Annotated in this window: 17 protein-coding genes; 10 read left to right on the forward strand and 7 right to left on the reverse strand. The window is 33.0% G+C overall.

All coding sequences use genetic code 11. From position 1 onward, the window contains the following. The 4 genes from N4A42_RS00185 to N4A42_RS00200 all read right to left on the reverse strand — a co-directional run. A partial coding sequence (locus N4A42_RS00185; protein ID WP_294068341.1) for a fumarate reductase/succinate dehydrogenase flavoprotein subunit occupies positions 1-1558 on the reverse strand: 1558 nt, incomplete at its 3' end. Between the two features lie 12 nt (positions 1559-1570). After that, entirely contained in the window at positions 1571-2248 is a 678-nt protein-coding gene (locus N4A42_RS00190; protein WP_294068343.1) for a succinate dehydrogenase cytochrome b subunit, read from the reverse strand. 263 nt (positions 2249-2511) lie between these two features. Continuing rightward, a complete protein-coding gene (locus N4A42_RS00195; RefSeq protein ID WP_294068344.1) occupies positions 2512-2949 on the reverse strand; it encodes a hypothetical protein in 438 nt (145 codons plus the stop codon). 14 nt (positions 2950-2963) lie between these two features. Next, complete coding sequence (locus tag N4A42_RS00200) at positions 2964-5807, reverse strand: glycosyl hydrolase (protein ID WP_294068345.1); 2844 nt, start codon at positions 5805-5807, stop codon at positions 2964-2966. 352 nt (positions 5808-6159) lie between these two features. Here N4A42_RS00200 and N4A42_RS00205 point away from each other — a divergent pair, with 352 nt between their 5' ends. From N4A42_RS00205 to N4A42_RS00235, 7 genes are all read left to right on the forward strand, one after another. Further along, the gene (locus N4A42_RS00205; protein WP_294068346.1) at positions 6160-7452 is read left to right on the forward strand and encodes an aminopeptidase P family protein; all 1293 of its coding nucleotides are present in this window, start codon (positions 6160-6162) and stop codon (positions 7450-7452) included. Positions 7453-7659: 207 nt separating this feature from the next. Continuing rightward, entirely contained in the window at positions 7660-9216 is a 1557-nt protein-coding gene (locus tag N4A42_RS00210; protein ID WP_294068347.1) for a DNA cytosine methyltransferase, read from the forward strand. After that, on the forward strand, positions 9216-10700 hold the full coding sequence (locus N4A42_RS00215) for an ATP-binding protein (protein ID WP_294068349.1): 1485 nt from the start codon (positions 9216-9218) through the stop codon (positions 10698-10700). Before N4A42_RS00210 ends, N4A42_RS00215 begins: the two co-directional genes overlap by 1 nt. Next, positions 10700-13450, forward strand: a complete 2751-nt coding sequence (locus N4A42_RS00220; protein ID WP_294068351.1) for a Z1 domain-containing protein — start codon at positions 10700-10702, stop codon at positions 13448-13450. Before N4A42_RS00215 ends, N4A42_RS00220 begins: the two co-directional genes overlap by 1 nt. After that, positions 13443-14426 (forward strand): PD-(D/E)XK motif protein, encoded by a 984-nt coding sequence (locus tag N4A42_RS00225; RefSeq protein ID WP_294068353.1) that lies wholly within the window; start codon positions 13443-13445, stop codon positions 14424-14426. The genes N4A42_RS00220 and N4A42_RS00225 overlap by 8 nt, the downstream gene beginning before the upstream one ends. Continuing rightward, positions 14423-16789: an AIPR family protein gene (locus N4A42_RS00230; protein WP_294068355.1), complete on the forward strand. Its 2367-nt coding sequence runs from the start codon at positions 14423-14425 to the stop codon at positions 16787-16789. Before N4A42_RS00225 ends, N4A42_RS00230 begins: the two co-directional genes overlap by 4 nt. 25 nt (positions 16790-16814) lie before the next feature. Then, positions 16815-17558, forward strand: coding sequence for an HNH endonuclease (locus tag N4A42_RS00235; RefSeq protein ID WP_294068357.1), 744 nt, complete (start codon positions 16815-16817; stop codon positions 17556-17558). Here the strand turns inward: N4A42_RS00235 and N4A42_RS00240 are convergent. Continuing rightward, positions 17548-18252 carry a DNA adenine methylase gene (locus tag N4A42_RS00240; protein ID WP_294068359.1) on the reverse strand — a complete coding sequence of 235 codons (705 nt, stop codon included), beginning with the start codon at positions 18250-18252 and terminating at the stop codon, positions 17548-17550. The genes N4A42_RS00235 and N4A42_RS00240 overlap by 11 nt on opposite strands. 23 nt (positions 18253-18275) lie before the next feature. After that, on the reverse strand, positions 18276-19826 hold the full coding sequence (locus N4A42_RS00245; RefSeq protein WP_294068361.1) for a serine hydrolase: 1551 nt from the start codon (positions 19824-19826) through the stop codon (positions 18276-18278). A gap of 93 nt (positions 19827-19919) precedes the next feature. Here N4A42_RS00245 and N4A42_RS00250 point away from each other — a divergent pair, with 93 nt between their 5' ends. The 3 genes from N4A42_RS00250 to N4A42_RS00260 all read left to right on the forward strand — a co-directional run bounded on the left by N4A42_RS00250 (position 19920) and on the right by N4A42_RS00260 (position 21335). Beyond that, entirely contained in the window at positions 19920-20696 is a 777-nt protein-coding gene (locus tag N4A42_RS00250) for an alpha/beta hydrolase (RefSeq protein ID WP_294068363.1), read from the forward strand. A gap of 80 nt (positions 20697-20776) precedes the next feature. Continuing rightward, positions 20777-21019: a hypothetical protein gene (locus N4A42_RS00255; protein ID WP_294068365.1), complete on the forward strand. Its 243-nt coding sequence runs from the start codon at positions 20777-20779 to the stop codon at positions 21017-21019. A gap of 85 nt (positions 21020-21104) precedes the next feature. After that, the gene (locus tag N4A42_RS00260) at positions 21105-21335 is read left to right on the forward strand and encodes a hypothetical protein (protein WP_294068367.1); all 231 of its coding nucleotides are present in this window, start codon (positions 21105-21107) and stop codon (positions 21333-21335) included. On the opposite strand, the gene thiL is transcribed toward N4A42_RS00260, so the two are convergent. Further along, the gene (thiL, locus tag N4A42_RS00265; RefSeq protein ID WP_294068369.1) at positions 21319-22371 is read right to left on the reverse strand and encodes a thiamine-phosphate kinase; all 1053 of its coding nucleotides are present in this window, start codon (positions 22369-22371) and stop codon (positions 21319-21321) included. The two genes, N4A42_RS00260 and thiL, sit on opposite strands and share 17 nt — an antisense overlap. Positions 22372-22446 lie beyond the last annotated feature (75 nt).

Below are 22446 nucleotides of genomic sequence, written 5' to 3' on the forward strand. Positions count from 1 at the left end.
TCATAAAGAAATCGATACGCTCTCTTACTGATTTTTCAGCAGCTTCAAATTCTTTAGTTTCTGTAGAAATAGGTCCTGTTCTAATATCATCAGCTAAGTAATCACCAATTGTATATGGTAATACGAAATATCCATCTGCTAATCCTTGCATTAATGCAGAAGCTCCAAGACGGTTAGCACCATGATCAGAGAAGTTAGCTTCTCCAATAGCATAACATCCAGGAATTGTTGTCATTAAGTTATAATCTACCCAAATTCCACCCATTGTATAGTGTGTTGCAGGATAAATCATCATTGGTGTTTTGTATGGATTCTCATCAACGATCTTCTCATACATCTGGAATAAGTTTCCGTATTTAGCTTCAACAATCTTCTCTCCAAGCTCAGTAATTTTTGCTGCAGAAGCATTATCAATACCCTGAATTTTAGCTTGCTCTTTTCCGTAACGTTGAATCGCAGATGCAAAATCTAAGTATACTGCTTCACCAGTTGCATTAACACCATAACCAGCATCACAACGCTCTTTTGCAGCACGAGATGCAACATCACGTGGCACTAAGTTACCAAATGCAGGATAACGTCTTTCTAAGTAATAATCTCTTTCATCTTCAGACAACTCAGTTGGTTTTTTACGACCTTCTCTAATTGCCATCACATCATCCATGTTCTTAGGCACCCAAATACGACCATCATTACGAAGTGACTCAGACATCAAAGTTAACTTTGATTGGTAGTCACCAGAACGTGGAATACATGTTGGGTGAATTTGTGTATAACAAGGATTAGCGAAATACGCTCCTTTTTTATGGATTTTCCATGCTGCAGTAGCATTAGAACCCATTGCGTTAGTAGATAAGAAATATACATTTCCGTAACCACCAGAAGCAATCACTACAGCATGTGCTGAATGACGCTCAATCTCACCAGTGATTAAGTTTCTTGTGATAATTCCTCTTGCTTTTCCGTCTACTACTACAACATCTAACATTTCATGACGGTTGTACATTTGGATCTTACCACGAGCAATTTGGCGGTTCATTGCCGAATATGCTCCTAATAATAATTGTTGACCAGTTTGTCCTTTGGCATAGAATGTACGAGATACTAATACACCTCCAAACGAACGGTTGTCTAATAATCCACCATAATCACGTGCAAAAGGCACACCTTGTGCCACACATTGGTCGATAATATTTGCAGATACTTCAGCAAGACGATATACGTTAGCTTCACGCGAACGATAATCTCCTCCTTTTACAGTATCATAGAATAATCTATATGTTGAATCACCATCTCCTTGGTAATTCTTTGCTGCATTGATCCCTCCTTGTGCTGCAATAGAGTGCGCACGACGTGGAGAATCTTGATATGCAAATGCTTTTACGTTATATCCTAACTCAGCTAATGTTGCAGCAGCAGAACCTCCTGCAAGTCCAGTTCCAACAACTATAACATCAATAAGACGCTTGTTTGCTGGGTTTACTAAGTCAATTTTATCTTTATAAGTTGTCCATTTATCTTTAATTGGACCTTTTGGTGTTCTTGAATCTAAAGCCATAATAATTTAAGATTAATGGTTAAAATGATGATATACTGCTACGATGATAAATCCTAATGGAATTAAATAAGAATATACTTTTCCAAAAGTGATCAATGCTTTTTTACGACCAGCTGTAGAACCCATAGATTGGAAAGCAGAAGTAAATCCATGTAATAAGTGTAATGTTAAAAACACAAATGCAATAACATAAGCAGCTACACGAATAGGGCTTACAAATTTATGTTGTAATTCTTCAAAGTATCTAAACTCTTGAGTTCCTTCAATAAGTCCAGACATATCACCTTGAATATACTTTACGTTCATTTCTGGAACCCAGAAATCAATAAAGTGAAGCACTAAAAATGCTAAAATTGCCAATCCGCTATAGATCATATTTCTACTCATCCAAGAAGAATTAGCTGCACCATTGTTTTTGGCATATTTTACACCAATTGCTTTTCTGTTTCTTAATTCTAATACAAATCCCATAACAAAATGGAATACCACACCAATAACCAATACTGGTTGAAGTGCCAATTGCACTAAAGGATTTGTTCCCATAAAGTGAGATAATTGGTTAAATAACTCCACACTAAAAAGGGAAGTGATATTGACCGCTAAATGAATAATTAGGAAAAACATGAGGAAGAATGCAGAAAGCGCCATGGCTACCTTTCTTCCTATTGAAGATTTGAAAAATCCACTCATAGTTGTTAGTAGTTTATATATATTTTTACAAAAATAAGGCTCTAAAAACGCATTAACAACTGACCTTTATCATAATTACTTATTTAGAATGGTTTTAATTAGATAAGCATAAAACCTGTCTCTTTAGACAAATATTATTAGCTTACTAAAAAGCAAAATGGTTTGCAATTACAACCTACATTAACTCACTCTCTTTCAAGATAAAAGAAGTATTTAAAAAATAGATTATTTATAACTTTCTAATCATTTTAGAAATTAATTTCTTATCTAGTAAATCGCCAATTTTGGAAAATAGGATCATCCGTAAATTCTCTTTCAATGACCAATTCATTATCTGTGAGTATTACTATTCGTTGAGCTATCATAGTATTAAGATCTCCTATTGATATCGATTGTTCATCACCTTCCTCAATGACAACTGAAGATTGTTGATTAAAAGACAAATTAACACCATCCATTTCAAAAGTTCCAGAATATTGAATCGTATCATTATCGTTATTATCGCAAGGATTGCCAGAAGTAGTATGTATATAAGTACCCTCTAAATTAAATATAATATTGTTTTGACTAGGACATAAATCTGCTCTAAACCATTGTCCTGAAAGTAAATCCATGTCAATAGAAGCAGTATTATTGTCGTCGTCATTTTTACAAGAAACAAGTGTAAATAACACTGCTACTAATAGTGTAAGTTTTTTCATAATTAATTGGGTATTTATTTAATTTCTAATTTAGTTTTGGCATCATTAATCTGTATTGTATAAATGCCTTTTGGCAAATAATATTTTCCGTTACCAGATTTATCAACGTTCAATTCTTTATTTTCTTTTTGTAAGGCTTTTTTTCCTTTTTTAGTTAAGGTTAAATCGTAATCTGCATAATTAAATCCTTTATCAACCATCATAGTTATACTACTAAGCTCTGCACCTTCTTCTGATAAGATTTTAATCGTTTTTTCCCCAGATGTATTGCTATAAAATTGAATCGTTTCTTTTGGTTCATATGCATCTGACCATTGACTCCAAGAACTTCCCCAACGGTTAGAATGATGCACTGTACGCATATCAAAAATGGTAATTGGCTGTGACTTTACATCTGCATTCATTTGCTGTAAAGCTTTAATATTTGTTTTATAAATACTTCTTCCATGCGTGCCTAATAGCAGATCTTTTGCTTCTGGCTGAATTACAATATCGTGTACTGCTACATTTGGAACTCCTTTAGAAAACACTTCCCAATGATTTCCCATATCGAAAGACACATAAGCACCATTATCTGTACCTAGATATAGTATGTCCTCATTTTCAGAATCTTCTTTTATCACATTTACTGGTGAAGCTGGTATGTTGCTACTTATATCTTTCCATGTTTTACCATAATCATCACTCATATAGACATAAACTTTAAAATCATCCCAACGATAACCATTCAATGTTACATAAACACGCTCTTTTTTGTGCTGTGATGCAATCACACGACTTACCCATAAATCTTTCGGAAAAGCATTTGAAATATTAGTCCAACTTCCACCTGCATTTTTGGTAATATGAACTAAACCATCATCGCTTCCTGTATAAATCAATCCAAATTGAAATGGACTTTCAGAAATAGACGTTAATGTACCATAAGCTACATTTCCTTTTTTGCCTCCTTTGGTTAAATCGTCACTAATAGCTTCCCAATCGCTACCTTGATTCATAGAACGCATCAACTTATTGCCTCCTAAATACAAAATATCCTGATTGTGCGACGATAATAAAATTGGTGTCTGCCAATTAAAACGATATGGGTTTTCTCCCAAAGTATGTTTTGGTTGAATGTACGTTTGTGCTTCTGTTTCAAGATTCAATCTATAATAATTTCCAAACTGATAACCTGCATATACAATGTTAGAATTACGATTATCTATTTGTATATGCATACCATCACCTCCCATTATAAATTTCCATGGATATTGCCCTTCTTGATACCAAGCTTTGTCTTCTCTGGCATTATTAGCACCAAACCAAACACCATTGTCTTGTAAACCACCATAAACATTATATGGTTTTTCATTATCTACATTTATAGCATAAAATTGTCCAACGGATGGTGAATTGTTCTTTATCCAGTTTTCACCATCATCGTAAGTAATATTTACACCTCCATCATTACCATCTACCATGTGGTTTGGATTTTTAGGATTAATCCACAATGCATGATGATCTGCATGCACATTCTCAGCACTAATTGATGTAAATGTTTTTCCTCCGTCTTTAGATTTTAGAATTGGCACTCCATAAATGTATATATGATCTTCATTAGCTGGAGACACATGGATATGCCCAAAATAATACCCATAACTGTAGTAAATTCCATCTAAATAATCGTCGTGCGTTTTTTGCCATGTTTTGCCACCATCAGTACTTTTATAAACCTCAGCACCAATTACAGGAGTATCAAATAGCATCGAATTAGCATCCTCTAAATATTTAGCTAAATCTATTGGCTTTACATTACCAGAACGTACCATTTGCTTTACGTTTTCTGCTCTATATTTTTCCTGAAAATTATTGGTTTTTAAAAAGGCATTTAGCTTTTTGTCCTCAAGCGCTAAAAAATCCGCATTAGACATGGTTTTAAAATCCTCTTTTGTTAAACCTTGCTTTTCTTCTTTCTTATCATCTTTTGGTCTTCTAAACTGATTATCGTGAATGGCATATACCACATTATCATTAAACACAGCTACACCAATTCTACCAACACCTTCTCCTGTTGGAAAGCCACTTTTTTTGGCAGATACTTTTACCCAAGTTTCTCCAGCATCTGTGCTTTTGTAAATTGCAGAATTAGTACCATTTCCTGTAAAATTCCAAGCTTTTCTATCCTTAGTCCACGAAGTCGCATACATCACATTGTAATTATTAGGACTATGTTGCAAATCAATAACACCACTCATATCATCAACGAAAAGCGTTTGTTTCCAAGTTTTTCCTCCGTCAGTGGTTTTATAAATACCTCGTTCTTTATTGGGTGAATATAAATGCCCTGTTACACCAACCGTAATAACATCTGCATTGTCTGGGTGAATTAAAATTGGTGCAAAATGGTGCGCATCCATAAGTCCTAAGTTTTCCCATGTTTTGCCATTATTGGTTGATTTTAAAAGTCCAATACCAGCATAAGAAGAACGTGATGCATTATTTTCACCTGTCCCAACATATAATGTGCGTGTTGGCCAATGCACAGCTATATCACCAACATTTTGAGTGTCTGAGTTATCTAAAACAGGTGTAAACGTAGTACCATTATTTGTGGTATGCCAAACACCACCTGAGGCATAGCCTACATAAAATTCTGAAGGCATTTCAGGATTCACATCCACATCAACCACACGACCACTCATTATGGTTGGTCCAATATTTTTAAACGGCACATTTTTAACTATAGATGTTTTTGCCATAGCGCTTTTTTTAGCTAAAGCTTGCTTTATAGTTTCAGCAGAAGTTGACGGTTGTTGCGCAAAGCTTATAGCTGTACCAAGGCAGAGAAAAAAAGATAGGATTTTTGTGTACGACATGTTGTTGGTTTTTTAGAGCCATGAATTTACTCATAATGCCAAAACTCACAAAATTCATATTTAAAGTTTAACAGAAAACGCTTTTCAGCTTTTACCTGACGTTTTCTTTGTTTATTTTTGATGGACTGAAGTTTTATCGTCAATTTGAGCCTATATAGAGGAATTTTTATCGTACTTGTTCTCGATATAATATTCTTGAATTTATTTATAAACGTAATCTAAGAAAACTCTCAAACTGACATTAAAATACTTCGGTAAGTTCAGTATGACGTACAATTAATATTAATAAAATTCCCTCTTTCACTTTGATAAGTTCATTGTAACGCTTGGGAATAAAAAATAACTTTTTCTGATGAAATATCTTCCAATAGACCGCAACCTCTTTATAAAAAATCGTAAAAATTTTATGGCTCAAATGAAGCCAAATAGTTTAGCGGTATTTAACTCTAATGATATATATCCTGTTAGTGCAGATAGTACTTTACCATTTGCCCAGCATCGTGATATTTTTTATCTCAGTGGTGTAGATCAGGAAGAAAGTATTTTAGTAATGTTTCCAGATTCTCCAAAAGAAAAACATCGTGAAATACTATTCCTAAAAGAAACCAATGAACATATTGCTGTTTGGGAAGGTGAAAAATTAACTAAGGAAGCTGCTTTAAAAACCTCTGGTATAAAAACCGTGTATTGGTTACAGGACATGGAAAAAGTGATGTTTGAATTGATGACGCAATGCGATACCGTTTACATTAATACCAACGAACATTACAGAGCTAGTGTAGAAACCGAAACACGCGAAGATCGTTTTACCAAATGGTTAAAAGATAAATATCCTGCACATGCTGTTGCCAAGAGTAATCCTATTTTACAACGCTTACGTTCTGTTAAAGACCCAATAGAATTAGATATTATGCAAAAAGCCTGTGATATTACCGAGAGAGGCTTTAGACGTGTGCTTAATTTTGTAAAACCAGACGTTTGGGAATATAATATTGAAGCAGAGTTTATGCACGAGTTTTTAAATAACCGTTCTAAAGGTTTTGCTTATACACCAATTATTGCAGCAGGAAATAATGCTAATGTCTTACATTATATTGAAAACAACCAACAATGTAAAGCTGGCGATTTAATTTTAATGGATGTTGGTGCAGAATACTCCAATTACTCTAGCGATATGACGCGTACCATACCTGTTTCTGGGAGATTTACCGACAGACAAAAAGCGGTTTATAATGCGGTTAATAGAGTAAAAGATGAAGCTACAAAAATGTTAGTTCCAGGAACGCTTTGGGAACAATACCATGTTGAAGTTGGTAAGCTAATGACTTCTGAACTTTTAGGCTTAGGACTAATTGATAAAGCCGATGTACAAAACGAAAACCCAGATTGGCCAGCGTATAAGAAATACTTTATGCATGGTACATCGCATCATATTGGTTTAGACACTCACGATTATGGTTTATTACACGAACCAATGCAAGCTAATATGGTCTTTACGGTAGAACCTGGTATTTATATCCCAGACGAAGGTTTTGGAATCCGTTTAGAAGATGATGTAGTAATACAAGAAACTGGCGAACCGTTTAACTTAATGCGTAATATACCAATTGAAGTGGAAGAGATTGAGGATTTGATGAATTCTTAAATTATTTTACGGTTTAACGTAAAAGAAATCTATAAAAGCAGCGTAATTTTCGCTTTAATTTTGAGGTCGTCAAAATAATTATATGATAAAAGTCACTTTGTAGTTTGTGAGCTTTTTCTATCTTTAATATCCCTTAGAATTAATTCTTGTTTTCTTATTTTATAACAAACATTTCTGTTTTTATTTAACAGATAATGAAAGGTGTCTATGCATAATAAAATTCCAATTATAGATTTATTCGCAGGGCCTGGCGGTCTTGGTGAAGGTTTCATGTCCATAAAAGATAATGAAGGTAAATCTATTTTCGATATAAAACTCTCCATAGAAAAGGATATAAATGCTCACAAAACACTGACATTAAGAAGTTTTTTTAGGCAATTTGTTAAAGACAATAAAAAGGTGCCTGAAGACTATTATAATGCATTGAGGGTGTCTGATATTTCAAAAAGAGAAATCCTTATTGAGAAAATGTTAGATAAATATGAGGAGGGAACTATTGCAAGAAACGAAGCGAAATTAATTGAGTTAGGGTCTAAAAAATGGCCTGCCAAAAGGGTAGATAGAATAATTAAAGACCAATTAGGAAATGTTAATAATTGGGTTTTAATTGGTGGGCCTCCATGCCAAGCCTATTCTAATGCAGGAAGATCTAGGGTTGGAGGTATAAAAAAAGAAGATCATAGAGTTTATTTATATGAAGAATATCTTAGAATTATAAAAAGGCATAAACCTTCTGTTTTTGTAATGGAAAACGTAAAGGGTCTATTATCCGCTAAAGTTGACGGTGAGAAGGTCTTTGATTGGATGAAAAGGGATTTGAAAGTTGGCAATAACTATAGTATTCATTCTTTAGTTAAACCCATTGAAAAAGATTCAGATTTTCTAATTAAGTCTGAAAAATTTGGAGTACCTCAAATGAGGCATAGAGTTATCTTATTAGGTATAAGAAAGGATTACAAACATTTAGGTGATTATTTAAAGGAGAAAAAGGAAGTCACCTTAAAATCTGTGATAGGAAATTTGCCAGCTGTCAGAAGTGGATTAAATAGAAGGTTTACGAGTTATCATGATAACGAAGTTTATAAAAATGGTAAACCAAAAAGACTATATCAAAATCTTGTCGATTCAGATTCTGCTTGGTTAAAAGAAATGTCACAAAACATTAAGCAAATTAAGAAATGGGGAGAATTAGAGTTAAACGGATTGTCTTCAGGACCAAAGAATATTGAAGAAGGTACAGGAGCTGAGTTTATTAAGGCCAATAATGTTATTGCTAGAAATCATGTACTTAAGGATTGGTTTGTTGACAAAAGACTGAAAGGAATGATTAATCATCAATCTCGATCACATTTAACCCAAGATTTAATGCGTTATTTATTTGCTGGGCTCTACGTAGAAAAACACGAGAGATTTCCTCGTTTAAAAGATTATGCAAGTCATAGTAAAGATTTATTACCAGATCATGCAAGTGCGGAATCAGGAAAATTTGCGGACCGTTTTAGGGTACAGGTTCCAAATAAACCAGCAACAACAGTAACCAGCCATATTTCAAAAGATGGACACTATTTTATTCACTATGACACCTCTCAATGTCGTTCTTTAACAGTTAGAGAGGCAGCACGAATTCAAACATTCCCAGATAACTACTTGTTTAGAGGAAGTAGAACAGTTCAATATCATCAGGTTGGTAATGCAGTGCCACCTTATTTGGCATTTCAAATATCAGAAATAGTAGTAAATATTTTAAATCAAAAAAATGGTTAATGGATATAGATTTTAATAATATATCACAAGAAGAAACACCACCTGAAGCAAGTGCGATGATTAATACTTTTCGCGCCTTTGGCTATAATTTAAGAACTGCTATTGCTGATATAATTGATAATAGTATTTCAGCAAAGGCTGAAAATATTTGGATAGAATACAAATGGGATGGAGCGGATTCATGGGTAACAATTACCGATGATGGATTAGGAATGAAACTTGACGAATTAAAATTAGCGATGACACCTGGAAGCCGTGATCCAAAAGACGATCGTGAAGAACATGATCTAGGTAGATTTGGACTTGGTTTAAAAACGTCATCCTTCTCTCAGTGCAAGAGATTGACAGTTGCCACTAAAAGTGAAGGTTTTAAGGTTATTAATCGTTGTTGGGATCTAGATTATGTAAACAAAACAAAGAAATGGTCCCTATTAGACTATCTGTCGGACAAATCACTTGCAAATAAGTTAGAGGAATTAAACTCTGGCACAACTGTGATATGGGAAAAGATGGATCGACTTGTTGGGAATACCAACAAGAACAACGAAGCCGCTATGAATGTTTTTCTTGATGAATTCGCTTCAGTCGAAGATCATTTAAGCCTTGTTTTCCATAGATATATGGAACAAAAAAGGGTTACACTTTATTTAAATGGCAATAAGTTAGAACCATGGGACCCTTTTATGAAGCAATCTGATGGAGGTCAATTTGTAGCACATGAATCCTTAGACAAAGGTCAAGTGAGTGTTAAATGTTACGTTTTACCTCATATTTCTAAATTAACAATTGAAGAAAGGAAAAAGGCAAAGACTGAAGAATGGTATAAACTTCAAGGATTTTATATATATCGTCAAAACCGATTACTCTTACATGGCGATTGGCTTGGTTTGTTCTCAAAAAATGAACATTTTAAAAACGCAAGAATATTAATTGATATTCCAAATAAATTAGACCACGATTGGAAAATAGATATAAAAAAAGCGACTGCCACACCTTCCTTTAATGTTAGAAAAGATCTCATAAGATTAGGTAAGCTAACTCGATCTAAGGCAGGTTCAATTCATAAGTTTAGAGGCAACCAGATTATGTTAGATGACACTATCACTTCATTTGATTTTCAACCTATTTGGAAAGCAAGAAAGACAAGAGATGAATCGAGACATTATTATATAAATCAGGACCATCCTATTATTAAGAATTTACTAGAAAAGGAAACTATTTCTAAGAAAGAAATGAAGTCTGTTTTAAGACTTATTGGAGAAACAACACCTGTTGAGTCAATTATTCAGTTTCACAGTGAAGAACCCGAAAGTCATGAATTAAGAGATTCAGCCAAGGAATTGGACCAAGGAACAATCGAAGTTGCAACATTAATGTATAAATCTCTTAAGTCTCAAGGATTAAATAATCAAATTGCAATTAAACAAATTTTTAACATAGAACCCTTTAATCAATTCCCAGAATTGGAACAATACTTTAATTAATGAATCAATTTGAAAGTGCAAGAAATATTGCTCATGTTCTTCTTGCAAAATACGATAAGGAACAATTAAATACAGATATTCTTCAAAAGGAGATTAACAATGTGTTTAAGATGAATGGATTTGATAAGGTTGATAGAGATGATTTAATCATCCAGTTGGAAGCTGATTTAAATATATATTCAGGTAAAGCTACAGAATTAGTAGAAAAGGACGTAAAACCCTGGTTAAGTGATATCAAAGCATCTGTTAAGTGGCAATTATGGGATCGTTATAAATTATATCTAAGAGCTAAAGATGGATCTTTCCCAGTAGATAGTGTTGATGATTTAACTGACAAAATCTTAGATAAGTGTGTAAATCCTAAAATAAAAGGAAGTTGGGATAGAAGAGGAATGGTTGTTGGTAATGTGCAATCAGGTAAAACGGCTAACTATACTGGATTAATCAATAAAGCAACAGACGCTGGTTATAAGCTTATAATAGTTATCGCAGGTATTCATAACTCTCTAAGATCTCAAACTCAATTAAGAGTTGATGAAGGATATATTGGTAGAAAGAGTTCAGACTTTATAATGCGCCAGAGAAATGTAAAAGTAGGTGTTGGAAAATATGCATGTGATACGGAAATATATTCTTATACTTCGTCTGATAACAAAGGTGATTTTAATCGATCAATTGCTAGTAGAATAAATGTTCCTATTGGAGGTAAAAGCCCTACTGTTCTGGTTATCAAAAAGAATAAAAGTATTTTAGAAAACTTAATCCTTTGGCTTAATCAATTTGCTTCTGACGTTAATGGTGAGCGAAAATTAATGGATGTTCCAATGTTAGTGATTGATGATGAAGCAGATAATGCATCTGTAAATTCTGGAACCCAATACGATGTAAGAACAATTAACCGCTTAATTAGAACCTTATTGAATCTATTCAATCAAAACACTTTTATAGGATATACTGCCACACCTTATGCTAATTTATATATTCCATCTTCTTGGAGTGAGGACCTTGAAACGTATGTTAAAGATGTTAAGTTAAAAGTGGGAGAAGATTTGTTCCCAAGAGATTTCATTGTAAATATTCCACCACCTTCAAACTATTTAGGAGCAGCTCAAGTTTTTGGATTTGAGAATGAAAATACAGGAGAAGCAGCTGAAGGTTTGAATATAATTAGGTTTGCTGAAGATCAGGAACCGTGGATTCCAAAAAAAATCAATAAACATAATGCAGAAGATTTACCAGATGATGTTCCTGTAACTTTAAAAAAGGCAATCAAAGCATTTATTTTAACGAACGCTATTCGAAGGTTGAGAGGACATGGAAATAAACATTCCTCTATGTTGGTCCATGTTGCGTTGAGAGTTTTATGGATTGATAGAATTGCTTGGATAGTAAATGAAATATTAAGAGGATATAAAAATCAAATTAAATCAGGTCAAGGAAACATCTTATATGACCTTGAAGAGATGTTCTATAATGACTATATGCCTACAACTAAAGATGTTAAGGACAATATCGCTTATAACGATCCAAAAATAAAGACGCATACTTGGGAAGAAGTAAAGTCGGAATTAATTGCTGCCGTAACTAAAATCGAAGTACGTTCAGTACATGGTTTGAAGAAAACAAGCGCACTCGAATATCATAGAATTGAAGAGATTGATTATGAGGCTCACAAAAAAGTAGGGCTTTCAGTAATTGCAGTAGGTGGTAACAAGTTAGCTCGAGGAATTACACTTGAGGGGCTATCCGTCAGTTATTATTTAAGAACAACTAGAATGTATGATTCACTTATGCAAATGGGTAGATGGTTTGGGTATAGACCTGGTTATGCGGACTTGTGCAGATTATACACTACATCTCAATTGATTAATTGGTATAGGCATGTAACAATGGCGACAGAGGAGATGCGTAACGATTTTGATGAAATGGCAGCAAATAATATGGTGCCTAAAGATTATCAATTGAAGGTCCGTACACACCCAGGTATGTTAATGGTGACATCGTTAACAAAAATGAGGGAACATGAGAAGATTCAGGTTGGCTTTTCTGGTAAGCTAATTCAAACATATACTTTTAATAAGGCTGATGTAAATTCTAATTATAAAGTTTTTAAGTATTTGCTTTCACGTCTTAATACAACACCTCAAAAAATTAAAACTGGACAGAATAAGGTCAATGCATTACTTTGGAATAAGGTTGACTCTGTTAAGATTTTAGATTTCATTTCAAGTTTCAAAACACCAATACATCGCTTGGATATTATGAAATCTTACATTGATAAACAAAATAATGAAGGGCTTCTTCAAAAATGGTCATTAGCAGTTTGGGTAAATTCTAGAAATGATAGTAAAAAAGAAAAATGGAAATGGTCTGGAGGAGAATTTAATGCTGGATTACCTACTCGATCTTTCGTAGGCAATGAAACTAAACAATTATCTGTGAAAGGAAGCAAAAATGCAATATTAGGTAAGGAACATAGGATGGTTGATTTGGGACTAAAGATCGGAGAGAAACCAAGTGAAGATGATTTAAAAGAAATTAGGAAAAAGTTGCAACAACCTTTGATAGTGATTTTGCCAATTGATTCTTCTGATTATAGTGGGATAGAAAATAATTTACCAATTATCGGTCTAGGTATAATTTTTCCAATAATTGAATCAGAGAAGAAATTTGAATATGCGGCTAGACCGTTAAATCCTGATTTTGAAGAAGAACCTCAAGAAAGTGATGATAAATCAGACGATGAATAATATTAAAAACATCTGGATTAATCAAGAATTGAATTCGGGTTCATTCACAATACGTGAGCATTTTTTTGTTAATGAAAGTCTTAATTGTTTTGTAGGTCGAATTGGTGCGTCAAATGCAAAAATGTTTCAAATTGAATTAGATAAAGGAACGCAAATTCATAAGAACTATTTGAAGCGTTTTCATGGAGTTGAGATTAGAGTTTTAGATTCTAAAAAAGATAGGAAAGACATTACCATTATACTTTCAGACAATGATTTATTGGATGTATTTATACTTTTTCTTGAAGATTTGATTAGAAGCCTTAAAACTACAAATGATGAAAATGATATTCCATTAGTCCTAAATGAAAAAGTTGAATATTGGAGAAAACTATTTGCAAAGATAAAAGGTGAATTGCTTTCCAAAGAGAGACAAAGAGGTCTTTATGGAGAGTTAACATTTTTAAACTCTCTATTGAACCAATCTAACGATTTTGTTCAGACAATTTCAACTTGGACGGGACCTGACGGTTCAAATCAAGATTTTAGTAATGGACTATCAGCAGTTGAAGTTAAAAGTTCTAAGGCAACCAAACCAACAGTTAATATTGCTAGCGAGTTACAATTAGATTGGACAATCTTAGATAACCTTTATTTACATGTTATTCACATAGATGAGTTAAATAATGATTCAAATACTTTAGAAAAATTAATTGAAGATATCAAATTAAAAATAGTAAAGCATCCTAATTTACTACGTTTATTTGAAGAAAAACTAAATCTAGTAGGAATTCCTTTTGGAGAAGAGAAGCATTATAATGAAATAGGATTTGTTATTCGTTCTCAAAGAGCATATAGAGTCCAAAATGGTTTTCCTGTGTTGATTAATGATACGATTAGCAATGACGCTATTCATAATGTAAAGTATCAAATAGATCTCACGGCTCTAGAGCCTTTTGAAGCTAAGCTCGAAACTGTTATAAGTAAAATGATATGAGTAATACAAAAACTCAACATTCTGATTTCGAATTAGAACAATACACACAAGAAGTTTTTCATGAAGTAAATTCATTAGCCTATTCCGATGAAAATGGCGCTTCTAAAGAGGACAAGTTCACTGAATATATAATGGAGATTTTGGCGGAAGCTGGAGAAACAGAAGGCATAAGATTATGTCCATATGTTAAAGAGAACCGTTTCGAAAATATTGATCTTAAAATTAATGGTTATTCCATTGAAGATGGGTTTGAAAGTGTAGACCTTTTTATTACTCATTATTCAGACACAAATGAAATTTACTTTTTAAGAAAGCCTGAGTTTGACGGATTATTAAAATGGTCAACTAAATTTTTAAATGCAGCATTAAAAGGGCATTTAAATGAAATTGAGCCTTCGACTGAAGCACATGGTTTAGCTAGTCTTATGAAAAAGCACAATAAGGATTTTATTAGAATAAATATCTTTGTAGTATCTAATGGCAATATTCCTTTTGACGCACCTAAAACTAAAATTAAAGGATTCGATGATCTTTTAGTGAATGTTCATATATGGGACTTAGAGAGATTACATCGTTTATCTCAATCAAAATATAATAGAGAGCCCATTGAAATTGATTTTAAAGAAACTTTAGGTGTTACTATTCCTTGTTTAGAAATGCCATCAAAGAATGATCTTTACGAATGTTATTTAGCAATTGTTTCAGGAGATACCCTTGCTGCTTTATACAAGAATTATGGTACAAGATTATTAGAAAGTAATGTGAGAGCATTTTTGCAACAAACCGGAAAAGTTAATCGTGGTATTAGAGATACGATTCGCTATAATCCAGAAATGTTTTTACCTTATAATAATGGTTTAGCTACTACAGCAATAGATGTGAAAACTGAACAAATTCAAGGTCAAAATTTTATTACAAGTGTTAAAGATTTTCAGATCGTAAACGGTGGGCAAACAACGGCCTCTCTTTTTCATACATTCAAAAAATTCAAATCAGACCTTTCCGAAGTCTTCGTTCAAATGAAATTGACAGTTATCAAAGATGAAGAAAAAAAGAACGAAATGGTACCGAATATTTCTCGCTATGCTAATAGTCAAAATAAGGTTTCAGAGCTTGATTTAAGTTCTAATAATGCTTTCTTAATAAAACTTGAAGAATTATCAAGAACAACTTATGCCATTAATCCAGATGATAGAAACAAACAATCTATTTGGTTTTTTGAAAGAGTTAAAGGGCAATATAAAGAGTCATTAAATAAAGAACCTACTGCTGGCAAACAAAGAGCATTTAAATTGAAATATCCAACCTCTCAGAAGATATTAAAATCTGAAGTAGCTAAGTACATGAATATTTATAATAGAATACCATATCATGTTTCTAAGGGAGCACAGAAGAATTACAATATTTACCTTAGAGAAGCTGAAAAAGAATATAAAAAAAAGAAACCTACTCGTATAATGTGGGAAGACATAGTTGCTAATGCAATACTGTTTAAGGCAACTGATAAACTTTTTGGAAGAAAGAATCAAGATCCGATAGGTGATACAAATATTAAATCCCACACAGTTGCTTACACTTTATCTCTTTTGCATGAATTAACCGATGGAAAAATTAATTTAGGAAAAATATGGAATAAGCAAGTTATAGATGAATCATTCCAAATAGAATTAAAAAAGGGCTTAATCTATGTATATAGGTTTTTTACATCATTAAATGTTTTACTGATTAGTGAAGCAGCAAAATCGGAAAAGACTTGGATCAAGTTATTAGAACAAAAAAAATGCCCTTTTAATCTTGAGATATTAAAACCATATATCGTAGATGAAAAGGAATACAAACAAAGATATGAGGAGAATGAAGACGATAGTGCAGAAATACGTAAATATGATAATTTAAAGCGTATTTCAGATTTAGGCCTTAGATTCTGGGATGGCCTATTCAAGTATAATATTAGAACTAATATATTATCAAAGTATGAAGATAATATGTTGTCAAGCATTCGGAGAAAAATGAAGTTTTCTGGAAATTTTACAGAAAATGAAATTTCAGTTGGAGTTAGAATTATTAAGAAGTTAGAACAATTAAAAGTCAATTTTAAAGATATTACAATTTTAAGTCAACTTGATGAAGGTGAAAGAATTGATCCATCCGCATTGTACAATAGACTTCTTTTAATTGATAGTTCTATGTGGAGTCAGATAATTGATTTAGGAGAGCAAACGGGTTCACTTACTTTTAAAGAATTAAGTGTAATTAAAACCGTTAGACAAAAGCTTAAAAGAAAAGAAAACATTGACCTGAAAAGAATGAAAATAGTTGATGAGTCTTTAAAAAAGTTGAAGAAGTTTGGAATTAAAGTATAATCCAATGTCTAAAAATTAAATTATTATGGCAGAACGTTCAAAAGAATTAATTCAAGTTGGTTATTATTTATCTAAATATGGGAAACAATATCCACCAAAAAGATTAGGCACGGATAAATGGAATGAAGCTTATAGAATGTTTTATGACACCTTAAATGGAGATAGAGCTGTATTAGAATTTGAGCACAGCTTAAAAAATTCAAGAGATGGTTTCGATAGTTATTTTCCTGAAACCAACAGAGAGGGTTGGAAAGATGAAGACGGTAATCCAGCTAACTTAACTGGCTTTTCTGCTGATGTTTACAGTGAATTTATCAATAAAGATGAAATTCAAATTTGGTCTATAATTAAGTCTTATTTAGATATTGATTATAAAATAAAGCCTGTTATATTTAATGATTTAATTGCTGAAGATAATGCTGGGAGTGATTCGAATAAAACCAGAACTGAGGGAGGAATAAAAGTTAGAATATCCAAAACTATAGAGAGAAGTCCAAAATTAAGACAAGAGGCGTTGAATATACATGGATATAAATGTCAAGTTTGTAATTTTGATTTTGAATTAACTTATGGTGATTGGGGAAAGGAATTTGCAGAAGTACATCATGTAAAACCATTATCAGAATTAAAAGGCGAGAAATATGAAACTGATCCTTATAAAGATTTAGCCGTTTTATGTGCAAACTGTCACAGAATGCTGCATAGAAAGAAAGGTATAACTCTTACTCTAGAAGAATTAAGAAAAAAATTATATAAAATCACTTCGTAAACACAAACAACCGCTCCACACTTTCTTTAGTGGATAGGTTTTTAGCATGCCAGGAAAAGGTAGTTTTAGCCCCTTTTTCCCAAATGCATTTAAAGTCCTCAGGTGCATTGTATTCGCTTATAAAGACTTGGTGACCCGCTTTACTTTGTTGTCTGCACCATTCCCAAAAGACATCATGGTTAAACTTATCTCTGTATTTAGTCGTAGATGCATAAGGAGGATCGCAGTAGATGATACTGTTTTCTGGAATCTCTAAATCGAGATAGGATTTGCAAGACAATTGCACTCCTTCTAAATTGGGCACTTGTTTGGTAATGTTTCGGTAATGCTCAGACCAATAATCACGTTTCCCTTGTTTATCGCGTCGGTAACCTGCAAACCATTTGCCGCCAAACGAGTTAAACCCAACATAAGCAACCAAATGCTTTGGATACTCGCTTTGGTTATATTTTATGTGTCGGTATTCTTCTTCACTTACGGATTTTGGCGGATCCCAATTCTCGTAAATCAAGGCTTGCCACATTGCCATTAACTCTTGGTGCTGATCGTTAGCAATACGAATACCGTCAACCTTATCTATCATATTCATACCACCAGCAAATGGTTCTAAATAAACTTGATCGACTTGTCTATCCTTTAAAATTATTGGTAAAAGATCTTTAGCAAAGCGTGCTTTGCTTCCCATATACTTCATTGAATTCTCTGTTTATTCTTTGATTAATGGGTCTTTTTAAGTTCTAAATCATGAAAATCGAAACTGAAATCTGTGATTGGTGCAATGTATTTCATTGTGGCAGAAACTGCTTTTTCATTTTCATTAAAAGTGAATTGTACAAATACATCTGCATCGTAACTTCTATCGTTCCACTTGGCAACAAAAGTTGTAGCATTGTACGGTAGTAATTCACCAAACAATCTTGGCGAACGCACACATTTGATACTGTATTTTTTTCCGTCGTGAGAAATAACAATATCACCAAACCAATCGTCCGTATAAGTACCAACAATTTGTTCTGGTGCTGGAATGGTTAAATGCATTTTTGCTTTTTCTACTTTAGCAAAAACCTCAGCTTTTAAGCTGTCATTATATTTTAAATAATCTGCATTACGTTTCCCTAAACGTTGCAACCAAGCTCTATCTTCATAACCTAAATACGAATCTTTAATAGTATTGGTAATTGTACTAAATGCAGAGCCATTCATTTGGTTGGTTAGTACCACAATAGCCAAATCTAAATCTGGAATCATAGTAAACTGTGTTACGGTTCCTATCAATCCTCCTGTATGATACACTTGTTTGTATCCTCCTTTTACATCAGTAACAAACCAACCTAAACCATAGCCTTTAAAGTTAGAGTCGTAAGTGTCGTTAGCTCTCACTTTTAACGGAGTTTGCAATTGCCAAAGCTCATGAAATTGGGCTTCACTTAACAAACGTTCTCCGCTTTCGGTTACAGCATCGTTCATTAAAAATTTTGCCCATGCCATCATATCATGAACATTACTCACAATACCACCTGCTGCATTTGCAGTTTCGCTCCAATCGTGTGGAATCTGAATTACTTTGCCTTCCGCTCTAGTATGCGCTTCAATAATATTCGATTTGTCGGTAACACGATTATAAGATGCCTTAGAATTTTTCATCCCAACAGGTTTCATAATTTTAGTTTCAATAAAATCTTCCCAAGATAATCCACTTACACGTTTCAAAACTTCACCAGCTATGATAAACATGTTGTTATTGTAGGCGAATTTGCTTCGGAAAGAAGTTTCAGGCTCTAAATATTTTACCTTATCAATTATATCCTGAACTGAAAAATCATTGCCTTCAGGAAAGAACATTAAGTCTCCTGCTCCTAATCCCATTCCGCTTCTATGAGTTACTAAATCTCTAACAGTAAAATGCTCAGTAACCCAAGCATCGTGTAGTTGAAATTCTGGTATATGTTTTCTTACAGGATCATCCCAATTAAGTTTCCCGTCATCGACCATCATTGCCAACGCAAAACAGGTAAACCCTTTGCTGTTAGAAGCAACACCAACTAAAGTGTTTGAATTCATGTCTTTTTTACTGGTTAAAGAACGTACTCCATAGCCTTTAGCATACACTTCTTTACCGTCTTTATAAACACCAACAGAAATACCTGGTACATCAAAAGTTGTAAGCGTTTCTTTAATCAATTTATCAATTTGAGCTTCTTTCAATTGAGCAGACAAGCTTATGCTACTTAAAAATAAAGCTAAGATCAGTAGTCGTTTTAAAAACATGGGATTCTTAATTTAAAATGAATAGCTTCAAATATAATAAATGTTACGGATGATTGAATTGTTAAACTACTTTCAAAATATATCTTTGCAGCCATGATTTTAGATTATAAAAACATAGCGGTTCATTACACAGTTTCTGGAGAAGGTTCTACAGTAGTTTTACTTCATGGGTTTTTAGAAACTGTTGCCATGTGGAAAGAAATAGTACCAGAATTTTCGAGAAGTCATCAAGTAGTTTGCATAGATTTATTAGGACATGGAGAAACAGATTGCTTAGGCTATGTACATACTATGGAAGATATGGCAGGTGCTGTTTTTGCTGTATTAAATCATCTAAACATTGAAAAGGGTGTCTTTATTGGTCATTCCATGGGAGGTTATGTGGCTTTAGCATTAGCCGAAAAAGAACCTCAATTGTTTGAAGGCTTGTGTTTAATGAATTCCACCTTTGAAGATGATAATGAAGACCGTAAATTGTTACGTACTCGTGCTAATGAAATGGCAAAGACTAATTTTGAAAATTTAGTACGCATGTCTTTTGCTAACTTATTTGCAACTGAAAGCAGAATTAGTTTTAAATCTGAATATAATAATGCATTGCAAACAGCTCTTAACACTTCGGTACAAGGTTATATTGCTGCTAATGAAGGTATGAAATTAAGACCTAATCGATTTGAAACTTTTAAAACACTAAACGCTCATAAACTTATTATAGTTGGAAAAAAAGACAATCTAATTAATAGTTCGTGTCTTAAAAATTGTATTGAAAATACTTCGATTCAATTTGAAGAATTATCTGAAGGACATATGAGTCATATTGAAAATATACCAGAATTATCTTACCTATTATTGCTTTTTATCGAAAAATAATTCTCATTAACGTTTTATTGCGTTTATTTTTCTAAGTTTATTGCACAATTAAAAAAGTTTATCATAAATCTTAACCTACCATGTCAGCCACAAAAATTTATTGTGATTTTTTTGGACACAACTACGAGGTTACAAAAAAAGTAACCAAGCACGTTAAGGAGTACACTTGTACGCGTTGCAAAAAGCAGTTGACGACTAGCAGTAATGGTAAATTAATTGAGCTTACACCCAAACACAAAGAAATAAACTCTACATTAGAGCGTATCTACAATAACAAATTAACACGTTTAAAGCAAAAATCTATCAGTTCATCGATTTGTTGATTGTTGAAAACTTGTGAACAACTCTTTTTCTTATATTTAAGTCCCTATACTGAATTAATCCGTAACTAAGAAAAGTACTCTCACAATGAAAAACGTTTACTGCTCATTATTTGGGCATGAATATAAAGTCTCTAAAGTTGTCACCTATCATGTAAAAGAGTATAAGTGTAAACGTTGTCATTCTGAAATGACTATTGATGGTAATGGCAATTTAATTCCGCTTACACCAAAATATAAAGAAATTAATTCTGTACTCAATCGCGTTCATAATAAACGCTTAGAAAAAAGCAGAAAGCTTTTTATGATTGATCTTTAAGAGCATTCCAACCTTTAGCGATTATAGGAATTTTTTGTTCAGCTCTAGTTACCAAATGCATTCCATTCGCTTCCTCTGTTATATATCCAATTACTGTTAAATTAGGATTGCCTTTAATTTTAGGATAATCTTTTTGAGAAATTGTCATCAACAACTCATAATCTTCACCACCATTTAATGCAATAGTTGTACTATCAATGTTAAATTCCTCACATGTAGAAATTACTTGTGGATCTAACGGAATTTTGTTTTCATAAACATCAACACCTACTTTACTTTGTTTACATAAGTGAATAACTTCAGAAGATAATCCATCGCTAATGTCAATCATACTAGTTGGTTTAACCTCTAGCTGTTTAAGCAACTCTACAATATCTTTTCGTGCTTCTGGTTTTAATTGACGCTCAACAATGTAGTTATACATAGACAAATCTGGTTGCGAATTAGGGTTTACTTTAAAAACTTCTTTTTCGCGCTCCAAAATTTGTAAGCCCATATAAGCACCACCAATATCACCGGTAACAACTAAAAGGTCGTTTGGCTGAGCCCCAGATCTTAACACCTCATTACCTTTATCAACTTCTCCTATAGCAGTTATAGAAATAATTAAACCTGAAGTTGACGATGTAGTATCACCACCAATAACATCTATGTTATAGTATTTTGCTGCGGTTGTAATTCCTGAATACAATTCTTCTAAAGCTTCTAAAGGAAACCGATTAGAAACTGCAACAGACACTGTTATTTGAGTAGCCATGGCATTCATAGCATAAATATCTGAGAGATTAACCATAACTGCTTTATAACCTAAATGTTTTAATGGCACATAACTCAAATCAAAATGCACTCCTTCTACCAATAAATCAGTAGAAACCACAATCTGCTTTTTACCATAACTTAAAACAGCTGCATCATCTCCTATGCCTTTAACTGTTGATTTATGGTTAATTTTAAAATGACTGGTTAAATGTTCAATAAGCTTAAACTCACCAAGCTCACTCAATGGTGTACGTTGTGGATTTTTATCTTCTATCATGTTGCAAAAATATTATGCTTTTTTTAAATATAAGCGCCTTATTTAAGGTTTATTACACTGTATTATAAATGATGT

The sequence above is a fragment of the Winogradskyella sp. genome, from assembly GCF_025210595.1.
GTDB lineage: Bacteria > Bacteroidota > Bacteroidia > Flavobacteriales > Flavobacteriaceae > Winogradskyella.